The sequence below is a fragment of the Thalassovita gelatinovora genome, assembly GCF_001458355.1.
GTDB classification, from domain to species: domain Bacteria; phylum Pseudomonadota; class Alphaproteobacteria; order Rhodobacterales; family Rhodobacteraceae; genus Thalassobius; species Thalassobius gelatinovorus.
Genome location: NZ_CYSA01000026.1, coordinates 456,378 through 475,563, shown reverse-complemented (window position 1 = coordinate 475,563; position 19,186 = coordinate 456,378). Strand labels below are relative to the sequence as shown.

At 60.0% G+C, this 19,186-nt stretch carries 14 protein-coding genes; 11 read left to right on the top strand and 3 right to left on the bottom strand.

What is annotated here, in order from left to right:
- Positions 1-102: 102 nt before the first annotated feature.
- Positions 103-297 carry a SlyX family protein gene (locus TG4357_RS16165; protein ID WP_058263918.1) on the top strand — a complete coding sequence of 65 codons (195 nt, stop codon included), beginning with the start codon at positions 103-105 and terminating at the stop codon, positions 295-297.
- Positions 298-369: 72 nt separating this feature from the next.
- Here the strand turns inward: TG4357_RS16165 and dnaE are convergent, their stop codons facing one another.
- On the bottom strand, positions 370-3,876 hold the full coding sequence (gene dnaE / locus TG4357_RS16160; protein ID WP_058263917.1) for a DNA polymerase III subunit alpha: 3,507 nt from the start codon (positions 3,874-3,876) through the stop codon (positions 370-372).
- Between the two features lie 106 nt (positions 3,877-3,982).
- Here dnaE and TG4357_RS16155 point away from each other — a divergent pair, with 106 nt between their 5' ends.
- From TG4357_RS16155 to TG4357_RS16115, 9 genes are all read left to right on the top strand, one after another.
- On the top strand, positions 3,983-4,462 hold the full coding sequence (locus tag TG4357_RS16155; RefSeq protein ID WP_058263916.1) for an SRPBCC domain-containing protein: 480 nt from the start codon (positions 3,983-3,985) through the stop codon (positions 4,460-4,462).
- A gap of 172 nt (positions 4,463-4,634) precedes the next feature.
- A complete protein-coding gene (xdhA, locus tag TG4357_RS16150) occupies positions 4,635-6,029 on the top strand; it encodes a xanthine dehydrogenase small subunit (protein WP_058263915.1) in 1,395 nt (464 codons plus the stop codon).
- Positions 6,026-8,368, top strand: a complete 2,343-nt coding sequence (gene xdhB, locus TG4357_RS16145; RefSeq protein ID WP_058263914.1) for a xanthine dehydrogenase molybdopterin binding subunit — start codon at positions 6,026-6,028, stop codon at positions 8,366-8,368. Before xdhA ends, xdhB begins: the two co-directional genes overlap by 4 nt.
- On the top strand, positions 8,358-9,305 hold the full coding sequence (xdhC, locus tag TG4357_RS16140) for a xanthine dehydrogenase accessory protein XdhC (protein ID WP_058263913.1): 948 nt from the start codon (positions 8,358-8,360) through the stop codon (positions 9,303-9,305). Before xdhB ends, xdhC begins: the two co-directional genes overlap by 11 nt.
- Positions 9,302-10,819, top strand: a complete 1,518-nt coding sequence (locus tag TG4357_RS16135; RefSeq protein WP_058263912.1) for an ABC transporter ATP-binding protein — start codon at positions 9,302-9,304, stop codon at positions 10,817-10,819. The genes xdhC and TG4357_RS16135 overlap by 4 nt, the downstream gene beginning before the upstream one ends.
- Positions 10,820-10,867: 48 nt before the next feature.
- Positions 10,868-11,947, top strand: a complete 1,080-nt coding sequence (locus TG4357_RS16130; protein ID WP_058263911.1) for an ABC transporter permease — start codon at positions 10,868-10,870, stop codon at positions 11,945-11,947.
- On the top strand, positions 11,947-12,867 hold the full coding sequence (locus TG4357_RS16125; RefSeq protein ID WP_058263910.1) for an ABC transporter permease: 921 nt from the start codon (positions 11,947-11,949) through the stop codon (positions 12,865-12,867). The genes TG4357_RS16130 and TG4357_RS16125 overlap by 1 nt, the downstream gene beginning before the upstream one ends.
- Positions 12,854-13,669: an ion transporter gene (locus TG4357_RS16120; RefSeq protein ID WP_058263909.1), complete on the top strand. Its 816-nt coding sequence runs from the start codon at positions 12,854-12,856 to the stop codon at positions 13,667-13,669. Before TG4357_RS16125 ends, TG4357_RS16120 begins: the two co-directional genes overlap by 14 nt.
- 37 nt (positions 13,670-13,706) lie before the next feature.
- The gene (locus TG4357_RS16115) at positions 13,707-14,780 is read left to right on the top strand and encodes a BMP family ABC transporter substrate-binding protein (protein WP_058263908.1); all 1,074 of its coding nucleotides are present in this window, start codon (positions 13,707-13,709) and stop codon (positions 14,778-14,780) included.
- Positions 14,781-14,915: 135 nt separating this feature from the next.
- On the opposite strand, the gene TG4357_RS16110 is transcribed toward TG4357_RS16115, so the two are convergent.
- Positions 14,916-15,428 (bottom strand): acyloxyacyl hydrolase, encoded by a 513-nt coding sequence (locus tag TG4357_RS16110; RefSeq protein ID WP_058263907.1) that lies wholly within the window; start codon positions 15,426-15,428, stop codon positions 14,916-14,918.
- 288 nt (positions 15,429-15,716) lie between these two features.
- Here TG4357_RS16110 and TG4357_RS16105 point away from each other — a divergent pair, with 288 nt between their 5' ends.
- A complete protein-coding gene (locus TG4357_RS16105) occupies positions 15,717-18,161 on the top strand; it encodes an ATP-binding protein (RefSeq protein WP_074646696.1) in 2,445 nt (814 codons plus the stop codon).
- 62 nt (positions 18,162-18,223) lie between these two features.
- Here TG4357_RS16105 and TG4357_RS16100 read toward each other — a convergent pair whose 3' ends face one another.
- Positions 18,224-19,168, bottom strand: coding sequence for a Gfo/Idh/MocA family oxidoreductase (locus TG4357_RS16100; protein ID WP_058263905.1), 945 nt, complete (start codon positions 19,166-19,168; stop codon positions 18,224-18,226).
- Positions 19,169-19,186 lie beyond the last annotated feature (18 nt).

Here is a 19,186-nt window from a genome sequence, read left to right as displayed (position 1 = left end):
TGAATTGGCCCATGGCCAAGAGGGGGCAAAGCCCCCCAAGACGGGGGATTTTCTGCGCCGGTTCTCCGTGCTAGGGTCAAATCCCACCAACAGAGGCCCGGCATGGAACAGATCGAAGAAAAAATGGCTCACCTGATCCGCACCGTTGACGATCTGTCCGACATCGTTGCCCGGCAGCAGGGCGAAATCGACGTGCTGACCCGGCGGGTGGCGATGCTGATGCAGCGCGAAGCGGAACGCGAGGCCGATGGCGGATCGCATATTTTCACCGGTCAGGAACAGCCGCCGCATTATTGACCCTGACAGACGCCGGTCCTGCAAAACCACCTTTGAACAAAGGGGGACGGGAAGTTCCTTGCGTCAGAAGGTTCAGACCTCTTCGACTTCCATCACCCCTTCAAGGCTTTTCAAGGCGCCTTTGATCTGCGGGTTGAGCGGGAATTCCTGGCCCAGATCGATTTCGACTTCTCCGGGCAGGCCCTGATTCATCAGGCAGAAATAGATCGGACCGCGCCCGGCTCCGGGGGCCGATTGCGCCGCCCCGCCCAGTACCGAAGCGACGCTGGAAATGGCGGCCTCATCCTCGACGAAAATCCGCAATCCCGCCGATCCCGCATCGGCCACGATCGTATCCATCGGCGCGACCGACCGACCCATCGGGTCGAACTGGCCTTCGTTGAACCGCGCCTCCAGCGTCATCACCACCTGATTGGTCTGATCGAAGACGGCGCGCACCCGATCGAAATCTTCGGGAAACATCACCATGCCGCTGACCTGACCGGTGGGGTCGGAAATATTCATGCGGAAAAACCGGGTGCCACGCCCGGATTTGCGTTCCTGTAGTCCCGACACCAACACCCCGACCCGTTCGATCGCGGCGCCGTTTTCTTCGGCCTTCAGCCGCAGTTGATCCAAGGTCAGAAGCTTCTTGCGTTTCAGCGCGGGCAGATAATCGTCGAGCGGATGGCCGGTCAGGTAGAACCCGACCGCCTTGTGTTCTTCGGCCAGACGTTCGGCGGGCAGCCAATCTTCGGTCTTCTGGATGCGCGGTTCGGGCAAATCATCGCCCGCTTCGCCGAACAACGACACCTGCGACGAGGCCCGCTGTTCATGGATCGCCGCCGAATAGCCGACCAGTGGATCCAAGGCTTCGAACACCCGGCGGCGGTTGGGATCGAGCTGATCGAAGGCCCCAGCGCGGGCCAGCATTTCCAGCGGCCGCTTGCCGACGCGTTTCAAATCGACCCGGCGTGCAAAATCGAACAGGGTGACAAAGGGCTTGTCGCCGCGTGCATCGGAAATCAGCCGCACCGCTTCGATGCCGACGTTTTTCAGCGCCCCCAAGCCATAGATCAACGCCCCGTCGACCACGTCGAAAGTCGGCAATGACCGGTTGACGCAGGGCGGCACGATTTCGATATCGAGGCCCCGGCGCACTTCTTCGGCATAGATCGACAGCTTGTCGGTCAGGTGGAGATCGCAATTCATCACCCCGGCCATGAATTCGGCCGGGTGGTTCGCCTTCAGCCACCCGGTTTGGTAGCTGACCACCGCATAGGCCGCCGCGTGTGATTTGTTGAAACCGTAATTGGCGAATTTTTCCAGCAGGTCGAAGACTTCGCTCGCCTTTTTCTTGTCGACCCCGTTTGCCGCCGCCCCGGCTTCGAATTTGGGGCGTTCGGCATCCATCGCTTCCTTGATCTTTTTACCCATCGCGCGGCGCAGCAGGTCGGCACCGCCAAGCGAGTAGCCCGCCATTTCCTGCGCGATCTGCATCACCTGTTCCTGATAAACGATGATGCCCTGGGTTTCTTCCAGAATATGGTCGATCAGCGGATGAACGGATTCGAGGTCCTTGACCCCGTTTTTCACCTGACAATAGGTGGGAATGTTTTCCATCGGGCCGGGCCGATACAGCGCCACCAGCGCCACGATATCTTCGATGCAGTTGGGCTTCATCTGACGCAGCGCGTCCATCATGCCCGAACTTTCCACCTGGAACACCGCGACGGTCTTGGCGCTGGCGTAAAGTTTATAGGTGGCTTCGTCGTCCAACGGGATATGGCCGATATCGTCGACCGCGCCTTCGGGCGGTTCATATAGCTGACTGCCATCCGGGCCGATATGCAAATGCCGCCCGTTCTTCTTGATCAAGTCGACGGCATTTTGAATCACGGTCAGGGTTTTCAGGCCCAGAAAGTCGAATTTCACCAACCCGGCCTGTTCCACCCATTTCATGTTGAACTGGGTCGCGGGCATGTCCGAGCGCGGATCTTGGTACAAAGGCACCAACCGGTCCAGCGGCCGATCCCCGATCACCACCCCCGCCGCGTGGGTCGAAGCGTTCCTGAGCAGCCCTTCGACCTGCATGCCGTAATTCAGCAGCCGGTCCACCACTTCTTCGTTGCGGGCTTCTTCGCGCAGCCGTTCTTCCTGCTTCAGCGCCTCGGCGATCGACAGCGGCTTGACCCCTTCGACCGGGATCAGTTTCGACAGTCGGTCCACCTGACCATAGGGCATCTGCAGCACCCGGCCGATATCGCGCACCGCCGCCTTGGACAAAAGCGCACCGAAGGTGATGATCTGTCCCACCTTGTCGCGGCCATATTTCTGCTGCACGTAGCGGATCGTTTCTTCGCGCCGGTCCATGCAGAAATCGATGTCGAAATCGGGCATCGACACCCGTTCGGGGTTCAGGAACCGTTCGAACAGCAGGCTGTAGCGCAGCGGGTCAAGGTCGGTGATGGTCAGCGCATAGGCCACCAGCGACCCCGCGCCCGACCCCCGGCCGGGGCCGATCGGAATGCCGTTATCCTTTGACCATTTGATGAAGTCGGCCACGATCAGGAAATAGCCCGGAAAGCCCATCGATTCGATGATGCCCAGTTCGAAATCGAGCCGTTCTTGATATTTTTCAGGCGTGTCCGCATGCGGGATCACCGCCAGCCGTTTTTGCAGCCCCTCATTGGCCTGACGGCGTAGTTCGACCACTTCGTCATCGGCGAATTTCGGCAAGATCGGATCACGGCGATAGGTGGCAAAGGCGCAGCGCCGCGCAATTTCCACCGTGTTTTCGATGGCTTCCGGCAGATCGGCGAACAGCGCGATCATTTCTTCCTGGGATTTGAAATAATGCTGTGGCGTCAGCCGCCGGCGCGGTTCGGACTGATCGACATAAGCGCCTTCGGCAATACAGATCAGCGCATCATGCGCTTCATACATATCCGCCTTGGGGAAATAGACATCGTTGGTGGCGACCAAGGGCAGCCCCAGATCATAAGCCATTTCGACGAAACCGCGCTCGGTCAGTTTTTCCTTTTGCGGCAGGCCATCTTCGCCCGGATGGCGTTGCAGTTCGACATAAAGCCGCTGCGGATAAAGCGCCGCCAACTTTCGCATCAATCCTTGCGCCGCGTCGCGGTTGCCTGCCTGCAACACCCGGCCCACCGGCCCGTCCGGCCCGCCAGAGAGGCAAATCAGACCGGCGGAGAACTCTTCCAACTGGTCGATCGTGACCTGCGGCAACTGTCCACCCTTATCGACATAAAGGCACGACGAAAGCCGCATCAGGTTTTCATAGCCTTCCTCGGTCTGTGCCAACAGAACCACCGGTGCGGGGTCTTTCGGGCGTTCCCCCGGCGCGGCCTGATCAAAGGTCACATCGACCTGACAGCCGACGATCGGCTGAATGCCTGCCGCCTGTGCCGATACGGAAAATTCCAACGCCGCGAAAAGCGCGTTTGTATCGGTGACCGCCACTGCCGGCATCCCCGCCTCGGCGCATAGGCCGGGCAGTTTTTTCAGGCGCATCGCGCCTTCCAGCAGGGAATATTCGGTATGGGTGCGAAGATGAATGAATCGGGCCGGGGTGCTCATGGGGCTATCCTATGCCACAGCATCGCAGCCGGAAAGCCGCGATATTGCTTGCCGTCGCTTTCTCCATCGGCAAGTCTGTAGGTATCTATCGGGAACGGAGGCCGTTTTGTATTTTTCCTTTTCCAAAGAGACCGACCTGGAAATCGACCGGGTGTTGAACGTTTCTCCGATGGCCGTCTGGCGGTGCTGGAGCGAACCCGATCTGCTGCAAAAATGGTTCTACCCCAAACCGGCATTCGCTGAAGAGGCGCGGATCAACCCGACCCCGGGCGGCGAATTCTATACCCGCCTGCGCAGCCCGCGCGGCGTTACTGTGGAAACCTCTGGCTGCGTTCTGGCGGCAAGCCCGGGGCGGCTTCTGGTCTATTCCGACCGGCTCGGCCCCGGCTTTCACCCGCGCCGGTCCGGTTTCCTGACCACCGTCATCATGCTTAGCGCGGATGCGGTCGGCACCCGCTATATTGCCCGGGCGCTGCACACCACGCCGGAGCAGAAAAAGAAACACGAAGATATGGGCTTTTACAATGGCTGGGGGCGGGCGATCACCCAGCTTGGCGAACTCGCTCAAGGGCTAGACCGGGGTTGATGTTTTTTGAGGCAGTTGCCGCAGAACCACGCAGGCCGTTCGGCTTTTTCTTGCCAAAAGCACAAAAAACGGCTTTCCTGAGATCATAACAGGGGGCCCGCACGTTTTCTACGCCGCATCGAAGACGCGCAAAATGGGTGAATTTAACGGGTAAGGCGGCGGGTTTATTCACATGAATGTCACCTTTCTTCTGAATGGAGAGAGCGTGGAGCTGCGCGACGTGTCCACCACCGCGACGCTGCTCGACTGGTTGCGCGATGCGCGCGGTCTGACCGGCACCAAGGAAGGCTGCAACGAAGGCGATTGCGGGGCCTGCACCGTGATGGTGCAGGACGAAGACGGCGCCAGAGCGCTGAACGCCTGCATCCTGTTCCTGCCGCAGCTCAACGGAAAATCTGTCCGCACCGTCGAAGGCATCGCCAGCCCGGACGGCCAATTGCACCCGGTGCAGCAGGCGATGATCGACCATCACGGATCGCAATGCGGCTTTTGCACGCCCGGTTTCATCACCTCGATGGCCACAGCCCATCTCAATGGCGACGGCGATCATGCCACCGCGCTGGCGGGCAACCTGTGCCGCTGCACCGGCTATGCCCCGATCCTGCGGGCAGCAAAAGCGGCCAGCGCAGAACCGGTCCCGGACTGGCTTTCCGCTTTCACTGTTCCCGAAATACTCGCGGGGGGTATGGCGGGCGGCAAGCCCCCCACCGGTGCCACGGTCCAGCCCGAAACCGCCGATGATCTGGCGCAATGGTACGCCGCCCATCCCGATGCCACGTTGATCGCGGGCGCGACCGATGTCGGGCTTTGGGTCACCAAGCAGGGCCGCGAACTGGGCCCGGTGGCTTTTCTGAACCGGTGCCGCGATTTGCAGCAGATCGAAGAAACCGAAACCGGCGTCACCCTCGGCGCGGGTGTCACCATCGCCCGGCTGATCCCGCTGTTTGACCGGCTGTCCCCGTCTTTGGCCGCGATGCTGCGCCGCTATGGGTCGACCCAGGTGCGGGCGGCGGCCACCATTGGCGGCAATATTGCCAACGGCTCGCCGATCGGCGACGGCCCACCGGCTTTGATCGCTCTTGGCGCAGTGCTGCATCTGCGCAAGGGGGACACCCGCCGTAACATCCCGCTGGAAAGTTTCTTCCTCGACTATGGCAAGCAGGACCGCAGCGCGGGCGAATTCGTCGAAGCCGTCAGTTTCACCAAAGAGCCGGACCGGTTGCGTTGCTACAAGCTGTCGAAACGGTTCGATCAGGACATCTCGGCGCTGTGCGGCTGTTTCAATATCACAGTCGAAAACGGCAGCGTCGCGGCGGCCCGGATTGCCTTTGGCGGCATGGCGGGCATCCCCAAACGCGCCGCCCAAGTCGAAACGGCGCTGATCGGACAACCGTGGACCGAGGCAACCATCGCGGCGGCAAACCCGGCCTGGGCCGAAGATTTCACCCCGCTGTCGGATATGCGGGCCTCGGCCACGTACCGGCTTGATACCGCGCGCAACCTGTTGATGCGCTATTATCTGGAAACAGAAGGCACCGGAGTTTCGGTAAAGGAGGTGCAGGCATGAGCGTTTCCTCCCCCCTGCCCCATGACGCGGCCCGACTGCATGTGACCGGGCAGGCGCGGTATGTCGATGACATCCCAACACCTGCAGGCACCTTACATCTGGCCTTCGGGCTGAGTTCGGTCGCACGGGGTCAAATCCTGTCGATGGATCTGGACGCGGTGCGCGCCGCGCCCGGTGTCATCGCGGTGCTGACCGCCGATGATCTGCCCTTTGCCAATGACGTGTCGCCCTCGGCCCATGATGAACCGATGCTGAGCGATGGCAGTTTACATTACCTTGGTCAGCCGATCTTTCTGGTGATAGCCGACAGCCATCACGCGGCGAGACGTGCTGCCAGACGCGGCGAAATTTCCTATGAGGAACAAACCCCGATCCTGAGTATCGAGGACGCGCTGGCCGCTGACAGCCGGTTCGAAGAAGGCCCGCGCATCTATGGCCGCGGCGATGCCGCCACCGCCATTGCCGCAGCCCCGCGCCATATCGAAGGCACCCTGGAACTGGGCGGGCAGGAACATTTCTATCTCGAAGGTCAGGCCGCTTTGGCGCTGCCGCAGGAAGCCGGCGACATGCTGGTGCACAGTTCCACCCAGCACCCGACCGAAATCCAGCACAAGGTGGCCGAAGCGATCGGCGTTCCCATGCACGGGGTTCGGGTCGAAACCCGCCGCATGGGCGGGGGGTTCGGTGGCAAGGAAAGCCAGGGCAACGCGTTGGCGGTGTCCTGCGCGGTGGCGGCGCGGTTGACCGGGCGTCCGTGCAAGATGCGCTATGACCGCGACGACGACATGATGATCACCGGCAAGCGGCACGATTTCCGCATCACCTACCGCGCCGGGTTCGACGATGACGGCACCGTTCTGGGTGTCGAATTCGTGCAACTGACCCGCTGTGGCTGGGCCCAGGACCTGTCTTTGCCGGTCGCCGACCGCGCCATGCTGCACGCCGATAATGCCTACTGGCTGCCCAATATCAGGATCGAAAGCCACCGGTTGAAAACCAACACCCAAAGCGCCACCGCCTATCGCGGCTTTGGCGGCCCGCAGGGGGTGGTCGGAATCGAACGGGTGATGGATCACGTCGCGCATGCGCTGAAACGCGACCCGGTGGAGGTGCGAAAGCGGAATTACTATGACGCGCCTGAAACGGCAGCGGCGGGGGGCTCTGCCCCCCACTCCCCCCGGGATATTTCCGAACAGAAGAAGGACAATTACACGCCTTATGGTCAGTTGGTCGAGGATTTCGAACTGTGCGGAATGACCGAGGCGCTGCTGGCTTCGTCGGATTATGCCGCGCGCAAGCAAGCGGTGGCAGAGTGGAATGCAACCAACCCGGTGATCAAGAAAGGGCTGGCCTTCAGCCCGGTAAAATTCGGGATTTCCTTTACCCTGACCCATCTCAATCAGGCCGGGGCATTGGTGCATGTCTATCAAGACGGGTCGATCCACCTGAACCATGGTGGCACTGAAATGGGGCAAGGCCTGTTTCAGAAAGTGGCACAGGTGGCTGCCAGCCGTTTCGGCGTTGGGGTCGATGCGGTCAAGATCACCGCCACCGATACCGCCAAGGTGCCCAACACATCGGCCACCGCCGCATCCTCCGGTACCGATCTGAACGGCATGGCGGTGAAAGCCGCCTGCGACACCATCCGGGGCCGTATGGCGGCGTTTCTGGCGCAGCTGCATCAGGCCCCGCCCGACGAAGTCCTGTTCGAAAACGGCTGCGTCCAGATCGGTGATACCGAGATGCCTTTCGCAGAGGCCGCAAAACTGGCCTATGAGAACCGCGTCAGCCTGTCGGCGACCGGGTTTTACAAGACCCCGAAACTGGCCTGGGACCGGATCAAGGGCGAAGGGCGACCGTTTTTCTATTTCGCCTATGGCGCGGCGGTGACCGAGGTGGCACTGGACACGCTGACCGGCGAAAACCGCATCCTGCGCGCCGATATCCTGCACGATGCCGGCGCATCGCTGAACCCGGCTTTGGACAAGGGCCAGGTCGAGGGCGGTTATGTGCAGGGTGCCGGTTGGCTGAGTTGCGAAGAACTGGTCTGGAACGACAAGGGGCGGTTGTTGACCCACGCGCCGTCGACCTACAAGATCCCGGCTTTTTCCGATCAGCCGGACCTGTTCAATGTCGCGCTGTGGGACGGGCAGAATCGCGAAGATACGATTTACCGGTCCAAGGCGGTGGGGGAACCGCCCTTCATGCTGGGCATTTCGGCATTTCTGGCGCTGTCGGACGCGGTGGCGGCCTGCGGGTCGGCATATCCGGCGCTGGACGCCCCGGCGACGCCGGAACGGTTGCTGAAAGCCGTGCAGAGGCTGCGCGATGGGGTTTGATCTGGGCGACTTGCACCGCGCAGTTGCCGCGCATGGCCGGGTGGCCCGGGTGGTGATTGCCGGTATCAAAGGGTCGTCGCCGCGCGAAGTTGGTGCGGCGATGCTGGTCTGGGACAGCGGCCAAATGGGCACGATTGGCGGCGGTGCTTTGGAATATCAGGCGGCGGCAGCGGCGCGCGACGCGCTGGCGTCGGGATATGATCGGCTAAGCCAGCATGCGCTTGGCCCTGATCTGGGCCAATGCTGCGGTGGGCGGGTCACTTTGTGGCGCGAAGTTTACGATGCAGACCGGGTGGCCGGGCTGCGTGGACAAGAAGTGATCGCCCGGTCTACCGACGGATCCGAACGGCCGCTGGCGGTGTCCCGGTTGTTGGCACAAGCACGCGGCACAGGGATCGCGCCCGATCCGCAACTGATCCAAGGCTGGATGATCGAACCGGTGCATCGCCCGACGCGGGCAGTCTGGATCTGGGGCGCGGGCCATGTTGGCCGGGCGCTGGTTTCGGTGCTGGCCCCGCTGCCCGACATCGCGCTGACCTGGGTCGATACCGGGGCCGATCGGTTTCCCGATCCGGTGCCGGACGGTGTGACGGCAATCCCAGCCGCGCAGCCCGAAACCCTGATGGCCCATGCGCCGCGCGATGCCCATCATTTGATCCTGACCTATTCGCACACGCTGGATCTGGCGCTGTGTCATGCGGCGCTGAACCGGGGCTTTGACCGCGCCGGGCTGATCGGGTCGGCCACCAAATGGGGGCGGTTTCGCAAACGATTGACCGAATTGGGGCATTCTGCCCAATCCATAGGCAGGATCGACTGCCCGATTGGCGACCCGACGCTTGGGAAACATCCACAGGCCATTGCCGTGGGTGTCGCCGCCACGTTACTAACAACCAAGGCGGGACACACCGCCCAACAGGGGGATATGAGCGCGTGACGGGGACGCTTCTTTCAATCCGCGGCCTGACCAAGGCCTATCCGGGGGTCGTTGCCAATAACGACGTCTCATTCGATATCGGTGTTGGCGAGGTTCATGCGCTGCTCGGTGAAAACGGTGCCGGCAAATCGACGCTGGTCAAAATGATCTATGGGCTGGTCAAGCCCGATAGCGGCGAGATGGAACTGCATCACCTGCCCTTTGCCCCTGCCGAGCCCAGCGCGGCGCGGGCGGCGGGCGTGGCGATGGTGTTTCAGCATTTTTCCTTGTTCGAGGCGCTGAACGTGGCCGAAAACATCGCTCTTGGCATGGAAAATCCGCCGAAAATGGGCGATCTGGCCGCCCGTATCCGAGCGGTTTCCGACCTTTATGGGCTGCCGCTCGATCCCGACCGGATCGTCGGCGACCTGTCGGCCGGGGAACGCCAGCGGGTCGAGATCATCCGCTGCCTGTTGCAGGACCCCAAACTGCTCATCATGGATGAACCGACCAGCGTTTTGACCCCGCAAGAGGTCGATATCCTGTTTGAAACACTGCGAAAACTGTCGGCGGAAGGCACCGCGATCCTGTATATCAGCCACAAGCTGGAAGAAATTCGCACCCTTTGCGACAACGCCACCATCCTGCGGCTGGGCCAAGTGGTTGGCACCTGCATCCCGCGTGACAGCACGGCGCGAGAAATGGCCGAAATGATGGTCGGGTCAAGCCTGCATGTGCCGGAACGCAGCAGCGGCGATATCGGGCCGGTACGGTTGCAGTTGAACAACCTGTCAGCCGCGTCGTCATCCGAATTTGGCACCACTTTGAAAAACATCTCGCTGGAGGTGCATACCGGCGAAGTTCTGGGGCTGGGCGGGGTTGCCGGCAATGGCCAGGATGAATTGCTGGCCGTGCTGTCGGGCGAAACCCTTACTGCGGCGGGCGCGGTGGTTCTGGACGGTCAGCCGATCGGGAACATGGGCCCGGTGGCACGGCGCAAGCTGGGATTGCTGACGGCGCCCGAAGAACGGCTGGGCCATGCCGCCGCCCCCGATATGAGCCTGACAGAAAATGCGCTGCTGACCGGTGCGGAACGGCAGGACCTGGAAAATCGCGGGTTCCTGAAATGGGGCCGGGCCAAGGAATTTGCTGAAGAAATCATCGCCCGTTTCGACGTGCGCACGCCGGGTCCCGGCAATGCGGCACGGGCGTTGTCGGGCGGCAATCTGCAAAAATTCGTCATCGGGCGCGAAGTGTTGCAACGGCCTGAAGTGTTGGTGGTGAACCAACCGACCTGGGGCGTCGATGCGGCCGCTGCAGCTTCGATCCGGCAGGCGTTGTTGGATCTGGCGGCGGGCGGTGCGGCTGTGGTCGTCATCAGCCAGGATCTGGACGAATTGATGGAAATTTCGGACCGGTTCGGGGCGCTGAACGAAGGCCGGCTGTCGGATATCCGCACGGCCAAGGGGCTGACGGTCGATGAAATCGGCCTGATGATGGGCGGTGCCCATGGCATGGAGGTGGCCCATGTGTAAGCGTCTGAAATTAGAGTATTTTTGGAACAGTGAAAGGGAGGGCGCGGCGTGCTGAAGCTTGAAAAGCGACCCCAGCCGTCGCAAGCTTGGACTTATCTGACACCGCTTCTGGCAGTGATCCTGACCATGATCGCGGGCGGCATCCTGTTTGCCTTTCTGGGCAAAGACCCGGTGCAGGCGATCAAGACGATTTTCTGGGACCCGCTGTTTTCGGAGTTCGCCTTCTATTACCGGCCGCAGCTTTTGGTCAAAGGGGCGCCGCTGGTGCTGATTGCGATCGGGCTGTCGCTGGGGTTCCGGGCCGGGATCTGGAATATCGGAGCCGAGGGCCAGTATATCATCGGCGCGCTTTGCGGTGCCGGGGTCGGATTGGCGTTCTACCCGATCGAAGCGTGGTACATTTTCCCGCTGATGGTGATCGCGGGGGCGTTGGGCGGTTGGGCTTGGGCGATGATCCCGGCGATCCTGAAAGTGCGGTTTGGCACCAATGAAATCCTTGTGTCCTTGATGCTGGTCTATGTGGCTGAACAATTGCTGGCGTCGATGTCGCTGGGATTGCTGAAAAATCCGCAAGGGTTCGGGTTTCCCGGCAGCCGCAACCTGAATGATTATGCCAGCGCCAACAGCTGGATCGATCAGTCCGTCGGACTGCATTGGGGCGTCGTCGCGGGCTTCATCGCGGTCATTTTCGCCTATATCCTGCTCAACCGGCATATGCTGGGGTTCCATATCCGGCTGACCGGCGAAGCGCCGCGAGCGGCACGGTTTGCCGGGGTCAACCCAACCCGGCTGATCCTGATCTGTCTGGGCGCTGCGGGGGCGCTCGCCGGGCTGGCCGGGTTGTTCGAGGTCGCCGGTCCGTCAGGGCAGGTCAGCATCGATTTCAATGCCGGATACGGCTTTACCGCGATCATCGTGGCCTTTCTGGGCCGGTTGCACCCGGTGGGTATCCTGCTGGCCGGGGCGTTGATGGCGCTGACCTATATCGGCGGCGATATTGCCCAGTCCAACATGGGCCTGCCATCGGCGGCGATCCAGCTGTTCCAGGGCATGTTGTTGTTTTTCCTGCTGACGGTCGACGTCTTGACCAACTACCGCATCCGCCTGAGCCAGAGAGAGGTCGCGTAATGGATTTATCTTCGATCAACCCGATCCTGCTTCTGGCGTCCTTGATCGTCGCCGCGACACCGCTGTTGCTGGCGGCAATCGGCGAATTGGTCACCGAACGCGCCGGGGTGCTGAACCTTGGCGTTGAGGGGATGATGATCACCGGCGCAATCTGCGGCTTTGCCATCGCGGTCAATACCGGGTCGCCGGTGCTGGGGCTGCTTGCGGCGGCCATCGGCGGCGCGGTTCTGTCTTTGCTGTTTGCAATCCTGACCCAGTTCGCGCTGGCCAATCAGGTGGCGTCGGGCTTGGCGCTGACACTGTTCGGGCTGGGGCTGTCTTCGCTGATCGGTCAGGGGTATCAGGGGGTCAAACCACCGGCATTTCCCAAACCCGAGATCCCGCTTTTGTCCGATATCCCGGTTCTGGGGCCGATCGTTTTCAGCCATGATTTCGTGGTCTATCTGGCCTTCTTCCTGACGCTGGGTGTTTGGGCGATGTTGAAATACTCTCGTGCCGGGCTGATCCTGCGCGCGGTGGGGGAAAACCATGATGCCGCCCATGCTCTTGGCTACAAGGTTGTGCGCATCCGGGTGCTGGCGATCATGTTCGGTGGCGCCTGCGCGGGTCTGGGCGGGGCTTACATCAGCCTGATCCGGGTGCCGCAATGGACCGAAGGCATGACTTCTGGTGTTGGCTGGATAGCGCTGGCTCTGGTGGTGTTTGCCAGCTGGAAACCCTGGCGGGTGATGTTGGGCGCGGGCCTGTTCGGCGGAGTGAGCGTGTTGCAGTTGAACCTGCAGGCGGCAGGTGTGGCGATTCCGGTCGAATATCTGGCGATGTCACCCTACTTGATCACGATCCTCGTTCTGGTGATCATGTCGGCAGACCGGTCGCGGGCACCGGCGTCTTTGGGGAAAGGGTTCCATGCTGGGACTTAAGGCGAGGGATTCTGCCAGTCAGGAACGGATTCGAGACATTCTGGATGGCCGTGACAAGAGCCTTGGATACTGGGTGGCGCTGGCGCTGCACGGGCTGATCCTGCTGACCGCCATCGCCTTTGCCGTATCGACCGTACCGGAATTGCCTGAGCATGCCCGGATCATTCTGACATGGTTCGAACGGATCGCAGTCGCCATTTTCATGTTCGAATATTTTCTGAGAATATTCGCCGCCAAGCATCCGATGCACTATATCGTATCGTTCTGGGGGATCATCGACCTTCTGGCCTGGATGCCCAGCCTGTTCATGACGGCAGGCGGCACCGTGGCGCTGCGGCTGCTGCGGCTGATGCAGATGGTGCGCATTCTAAAGGTCATCCGCTACAGCCGCGCGTTGCAGCGGCTGAGCCGGGCCTTTGTCAGCGTCCATGCCGAACTGGCGTTGTTCTATATCATCGCCCTGTTCCTGATCTATATCAGCGCGGTCGGCATCTATTTCTTCGAACACGAAGTCCAACCCGAGATCTTTACTTCGGTTCCGGCCAGCCTGTGGTGGGCGATCGTCACCCTGACCACGGTCGGCTATGGCGACGCCATTCCGGTCACTTTGGGGGGCAAGCTGTTCACGTCGCTGATCCTTTTCATGGGCATGGGCGTTTTTGCCGTGCCCGCCGGTGTGATTACATCGGCGTTGGTCGGGCATGAAATCGAGGATATCGAGGAAAGTCTGGAAAAGATCGAAAGCAGCGCGGAAGAAAAAGCATATCGGGACCGCTTGCGCCGCTCGAAAAGCAACGATTGAAACACCTGAAAACCGAAATTCAAAAGGAGAGTCCAAAATGAAAAGAAGAACCCTGCTTGCAAGCGCAGCCATGGCTTTGGGCCTGGCCACGGCCGGTATCGCGGAAGATAAAACCAAGGTCGGCTTCATCTATGTCGGCCCGGTCGGCGATGGTGGCTGGACCTATGAACACAACCAAGCCCGTTTGGCCGTCGAAGAAAAGTTCGGCGACAAGGTCGAAACCGTGTTCGTTGAATCGGTGCCCGAAGGCCCGGATGCGGAACGGGTGATGACCCAGATGGTTCTGGAAGGGGCTGACCTGGTCTTTACCACCTCTTTCGGGTACATGGATCAGACCATCAACGTGGCCAAGAAATTTCCCAATGTGAAATTCGAACACGCCACCGGATACAAAACCGCACCCAATGTTTCGGTCTATTCCGCCCGCTTTTATGAAGGCCGCGCGGTGCAGGGCACCATTGCCGGGGAAATGACCAAATCCAATGTCGTCGGATATATCGGGTCCTACCCGATCCCCGAAGTGATCCGTGGCATCAATTCGGCCTATATCCACGCCAAGAAGGTGAACCCGGATGTTCAGTTCAAGATCGTCTGGGCCTATACTTGGTTCGATCCGGCGAAAGAAGCCGACGCTGCCAAGGTTCTGATCGAACAGGGTGCCGATGTTATTCTGCAGCATACCGATTCCACCGCCCCGCAGGCGGCCGCGCAGGCCGCCGGCGATGTGATCACCTTCGGTCAGGCATCGGATATGGCCGAATATGCCCCGAAGCCGCGCGTCAGTTCGATCATCGACAACTGGGCCCCCTATTACATCGAACGCACCCAAGCGGTGATCGACGGGACTTGGGAATCCGTGAACACCTGGAACGGGATCGGCAAAGGCATGGTCGGCATCGGCGAGATTTCCGATGCGGTCCCGGCCGAAGTGAAGGCCGATGCGCTGGCGCTGAAAGAGTCGATTGCCAGCGGCGACTATCATCCCTTCACCGGCCCGCTGAACAAGCAGGACGGCACGCCTTGGCTGGCCGAAGGCGAAGTGGCCGATGACGGCACCTTGGCGGGCATGAATTTTTATGTCGAAGGGATCGAAGGCACGATTCCGCAATAAGCGGATTAGCCTTGTAAATGAGGAAAGCCCCGCCAATGTGCGGGGCTTTCTGTTTGGCGCGGGTCAATGCTGAATTGACGGTGGCCAGCAGAACCGTTTCGGACACGTGGTTCGGATCACGCCCCGGTGCTGCCCCTAGCGCAGCGGGACGCTGACCCGCAATTGCACGGTTTCCAGCCCCGGATTGGTGGCTTTAATATCTGCATTCGAACGGTGATCGTAACTGACGCCGATCCGCAAACCGTTACGGGTTTCGTAGCCGATTTCGGCCCCGGACCGGAATTCGACCGGAAAGCCAAGATCAGGGCCACCACCCTGCGCATAAAGACCCGGCATCAAATGCAGCTGCACATAGGCACGGTCCTGCGCGAAATGTCCGGTCCAGACCGCGCCGAACCCGATCCAAGCGTCGCCGTCATCGGTGATCGAGGCCCCGAAGGCGGGTTGAAACGGGCCGTAGCCGTGGTTCAGATCGTAGCGGACATAGATTTCCTGCCCGATGCTGGCATCTTGGAACTGCACATCGCCGCCCGACACCGCGATCCGTGCCGGCAGCTGATTTTGCGCCAGACACCCATCCGCGCAATGATTCATCTTCATATCGGCCAGGCCAGCCAGCAAAAAAAGAACAGCAAAGGTTCCGTCCATGATCGCACTCCTTCTCGGTCGCGCAAGGTTTAGGTCAGGCATCGGTGAAAGTCACGACACGAAGCAGCCCCATTGAACAGAGACCGACCTAATCTGGAAAAAACCGCCCATCGTTGTATGAAAAGCGCATCTACCGCCGTTAAAATTAGCAACGCCATAGACACAACCATCACGGTAGTGGAATTAATAGATGCAGCGAAAAAGAATCCCTTTTAATGCAAAACTCCGCTGTCTAAGCTGACCAGAAAGCCCGACCAAAACAAACCGCAGGTTCGATAAGACCGATTGATGAGTAAACATTTCCCTCTGAACTATCTACCTTCAATAATTGCGGTTATTGCTGTCGGACTACTGGCCTTTGTGTTCGATGTGCAATCCAGGGAATTTGCCAGGCAGGCCACCCGCGCCGATGTTGCCAGTGAAACTGAAGTGTTGCGCGCCCGGCTGCAAAGTCAAATCGTTGGTGGCTTGCATCTGGGACAGGGATTGGCATCGTATCTGAGCCGCAGCGAAGAGCTTTCGCAGACTGAATTCAGCCAGTTCGTTTCGGAAATTTTTTCCGACCTGCCCGAAGTCATTAACGTCGCCTGGGCCCCTGACCTGGTGGTGATCCACGTGCATCCGATCAAGGGTAATGAGAAAACCATTGGCCTGGATTATCGCAATGTACCTGCGCAGATCGATTCCGTGGTGAAGGCACGCGACACCGGGCAGGTCGTTCTGGTCGGGCCGGTTGATCTTGTCCAAGGCGGCCAAGGGTTCATTTTCCGTGTCCCGGTCTACGCCCCTGGCGAAGACTCCGTGTTGTTCAAGGGCATGTTGTCGCTTGTCTTCGATATGGATGCTTTTCTGAATACAACCGGTGTCACCGATAGCGACATCGCGACAACGATGAGAATCGACACCGACGATATGGGGCTCGACACCGTTTTCTTCGGCCCGCGCGATCTGCTCGGGGACGATCCGGTCACGGCGCAAATTTTGGTCCCGGGTGGCAGTTGGTCGATCTACACCCGCCCTGCCGAGGGCTGGAAAGCCGCAGAGAGCCCATTGTTTTACAACCGATTGCTGATGGTTTTTGTGGCAGCGCTGATCCTGTTCCCAATGGTGACGGCGAATATTCTGGCGGTATCGCGGCAAAAAACCATCCGCGAAATGGAAATCACCGATTCCCGGATGAAAAGCGTGATGAAGAACGTTCCGGGGGTTTATACGTCTTATTGCATGTTCGACGATGGCCGCGAACGGCTCGATTTTCTCACCGATGGCAGCAAGGATATCTGGGGCATCGAAAAGGAAGAGGCGCTGGCGAACAGTCAGCTTATCTGGGACAGGATCGATCCGGACTTCCGGCAGGAATTGAAAGAGGAAATCGAACGTGCCCGCAATACGCTGACGCCGTGGCATTTCATTTGGCCGGTCACGACGACCAAAGGCGAACGCAAATGGCTGGAAGGCCACGGGCAGATGACGGCAATGTCTGATGGCATTGTCCGGCGCGACAGTTTCATCGCCGACATCACCGAAAAGAAAGAACGCGACGAAGAATTCACGCGTCAGGCCGAAATCGTACGCCAGACCCAGAAACAGGAAAGCATCGGGTTGCTGACCGGCGGCGTTGCGCATGATTTCAACAACCTTCTGGCGGTTGTGCGCGGCAGTCTGGAACTGCTGCGTGACGATATCGCGGATGAAAATATCGAAGACGACGACCGGCTGAACATCATTGCCACCGCAATTCAAGCCAGTGATCGCGGGGCCGACCTGACCAAGAGCATGCTAAGCTTCGCCCGTCGGGCGCGGCTTATCCCGGAAATCATCGACCTGAACGATGTTGTGCGCGAAACCGAAGCCTGGGCCGGGCGCACCCTGCCCGCCACGATCGATGTTCAGATCGATCTGCAAACTTCGCTGCCCCGCATCCGGGTCGATCGCAGTTCGACCGCTTCGGCTTTGCTGAACTTGATCGTGAATGCCCGCGACGCGATGACCGGTGGCGGCACATTGGTGATCCAGACCGCGCTGGAAAACCTGAAAGCCGGGGAACTTGGGTCGGACGGGGACCTGACGCCGGGATCTTATGTGGTGCTGAGCATCAGCGATACCGGCGAAGGTATTCCGCAGACCATCATTGACCGGATTTTCGAACCGTTCTTTTCCACCAAGCATCCCGGCAAAGGATCGGGGTTGGGTCTGTCGATGGTGGAAGGATTTATCAAACAATCAGGCGGCACAATCCGCGTCACGTCGACCCCGGGTCAAGGAACCACGATCAAGCTTTATTTCAAGGCTCTGGATGGTAACGTTTCCGACCTGCCGTCGGCACAAGATCCCGGTCTTGACACCCAACCCGCTTCGCTGCGGATCCTGGTCGCAGAAGACGATGATGGAGTCCGCGCCATCCTGGAAGCCACGCTTGGCCGGTTGGGACATCGGGTGCAGGCCCAGCCCAGCGGCGATGCCGCGCTTGAGGCGTTCCGTAACGACACCGGTTTTGATCTGCTGATCACCGATATCGTCATGCCGGGGAAATTGCAGGGAACGGATTTGGCGCACGAGGTCCGGCAGATTGATCCGGGCCTGCCGGTGATTTTCCTGTCCGGTTATGCCCGCGATGCCGAAGTCGGTGGATCGGAGCTTGGGGTAACGGATATTCGCCTGATGAAACCGGTCCGCCGCAAGGTTTTGGCCGAAGCGATCGCGCGCGCCATGGCGGCAAAATATCAGGCATAAATCGCTGTCTGCATGAAAAAGGCCGGGGCATGCCCCGGCCTTTTTCACTGATAATGTTCAGATCAGCTCATGCTTTGTTCGATCCGGTCCAGCGTTTCCATCGCCGCCAGCACATCGTGGCAATCGCCGTTGGGTTTGCGGCCTTCTTCAATCGCCGCAATGAATTCGCGATCGATCAATTCGATCCCGTTATTGGACACCGCCACATCCGACAGGTCGATCTGTTTTTCATAGCCGTCATACAGATCGTCATAGCGCGCGAGATAGGTGCCGTTATCACAGATATAGCGGAAGAACGTGCCCAGCGGCCCGTCGTTGTTGAACGACAGAGACAAAGTGCAGATCGCGCCCGAAGGCGTTTTCATCCCGATCGACATATCCATCGCAATGCCCAGATCGGGATGTTTCGGCCCCTGCAAGCCGAAGGCTTCGGACGCGACTTCGCCGGTCTGATACTGGAACAGATCGACGGTGTGGCAAGCATGGTGCCACAGCAGGTGATCGGTCCAGCTGCGCGGTTCGCCCTTGGCGTTCATATTGGTGCGGCGGAAGAAATAGGTCTGTACATCCATCTGCTGGATCTTCAGTTCGCCGGCGTCGATCTTGTTCTTGATCCATTGATGGCTGGGATTGAAGCGGCGCACCTGACCGGCCATGCAGGTCAATCCGGTTTCTTTTTGCACTTCGGCAATGCGGCGCGCATCGTCGAGCGAATCCGACATCGGGATTTCGATGAAGACCGGCTTGCCCGCCCGCATCGTCATGATCGCCTGATCGGCGTGCATCTGTGTCGGGGTCGCCAAGATCACCGCATCGACATCATCGCGCGCAAGGCAGTCTTCCAACGTGGTCGCCCAATGCCCGATGCCGCGTTTCTTGGCCAGCGCTTCGATCTTTTCGGCGGTCGGTCCCATCACCGAAGTCACCGTCACGCCATCGATCGCATCCAGCGCGTCCAAGTGTTTCATGCCAAAGGCGCCATAGGCACCTGCAACGCAAATTCTCATGCCAAACTCTCCCTCATC

What these genes read in the sequence shown, in the direction of transcription:
- TG4357_RS16165 (WP_058263918.1), top strand. Translation starts at nt 103, where the DNA reads ATGGAACAGATCGAAGAAAAAATGGCTCACCTGATCCGCACCGTTGAC.
- dnaE (WP_058263917.1), bottom strand. Translation starts at nt 3,876, where the DNA reads ATGAGCACCCCGGCCCGATTCATTCATCTTCGCACCCATACCGAATAT.
- xdhA (WP_058263915.1), top strand. Translation starts at nt 4,635, where the DNA reads ATGAATGTCACCTTTCTTCTGAATGGAGAGAGCGTGGAGCTGCGCGAC.
- xdhB (WP_058263914.1), top strand. Translation starts at nt 6,026, where the DNA reads ATGAGCGTTTCCTCCCCCCTGCCCCATGACGCGGCCCGACTGCATGTG.
- xdhC (WP_058263913.1), top strand. Translation starts at nt 8,358, where the DNA reads ATGGGGTTTGATCTGGGCGACTTGCACCGCGCAGTTGCCGCGCATGGC.
- TG4357_RS16125 (WP_058263910.1), top strand. Translation starts at nt 11,947, where the DNA reads ATGGATTTATCTTCGATCAACCCGATCCTGCTTCTGGCGTCCTTGATC.
- TG4357_RS16120 (WP_058263909.1), top strand. Translation starts at nt 12,854, where the DNA reads ATGCTGGGACTTAAGGCGAGGGATTCTGCCAGTCAGGAACGGATTCGA.
- TG4357_RS16115 (WP_058263908.1), top strand. Translation starts at nt 13,707, where the DNA reads ATGAAAAGAAGAACCCTGCTTGCAAGCGCAGCCATGGCTTTGGGCCTG.
- TG4357_RS16110 (WP_058263907.1), bottom strand. Translation starts at nt 15,428, where the DNA reads ATGGACGGAACCTTTGCTGTTCTTTTTTTGCTGGCTGGCCTGGCCGAT.
- TG4357_RS16105 (WP_074646696.1), top strand. Translation starts at nt 15,717, where the DNA reads ATGAGTAAACATTTCCCTCTGAACTATCTACCTTCAATAATTGCGGTT.
- TG4357_RS16100 (WP_058263905.1), bottom strand. Translation starts at nt 19,168, where the DNA reads ATGAGAATTTGCGTTGCAGGTGCCTATGGCGCCTTTGGCATGAAACAC.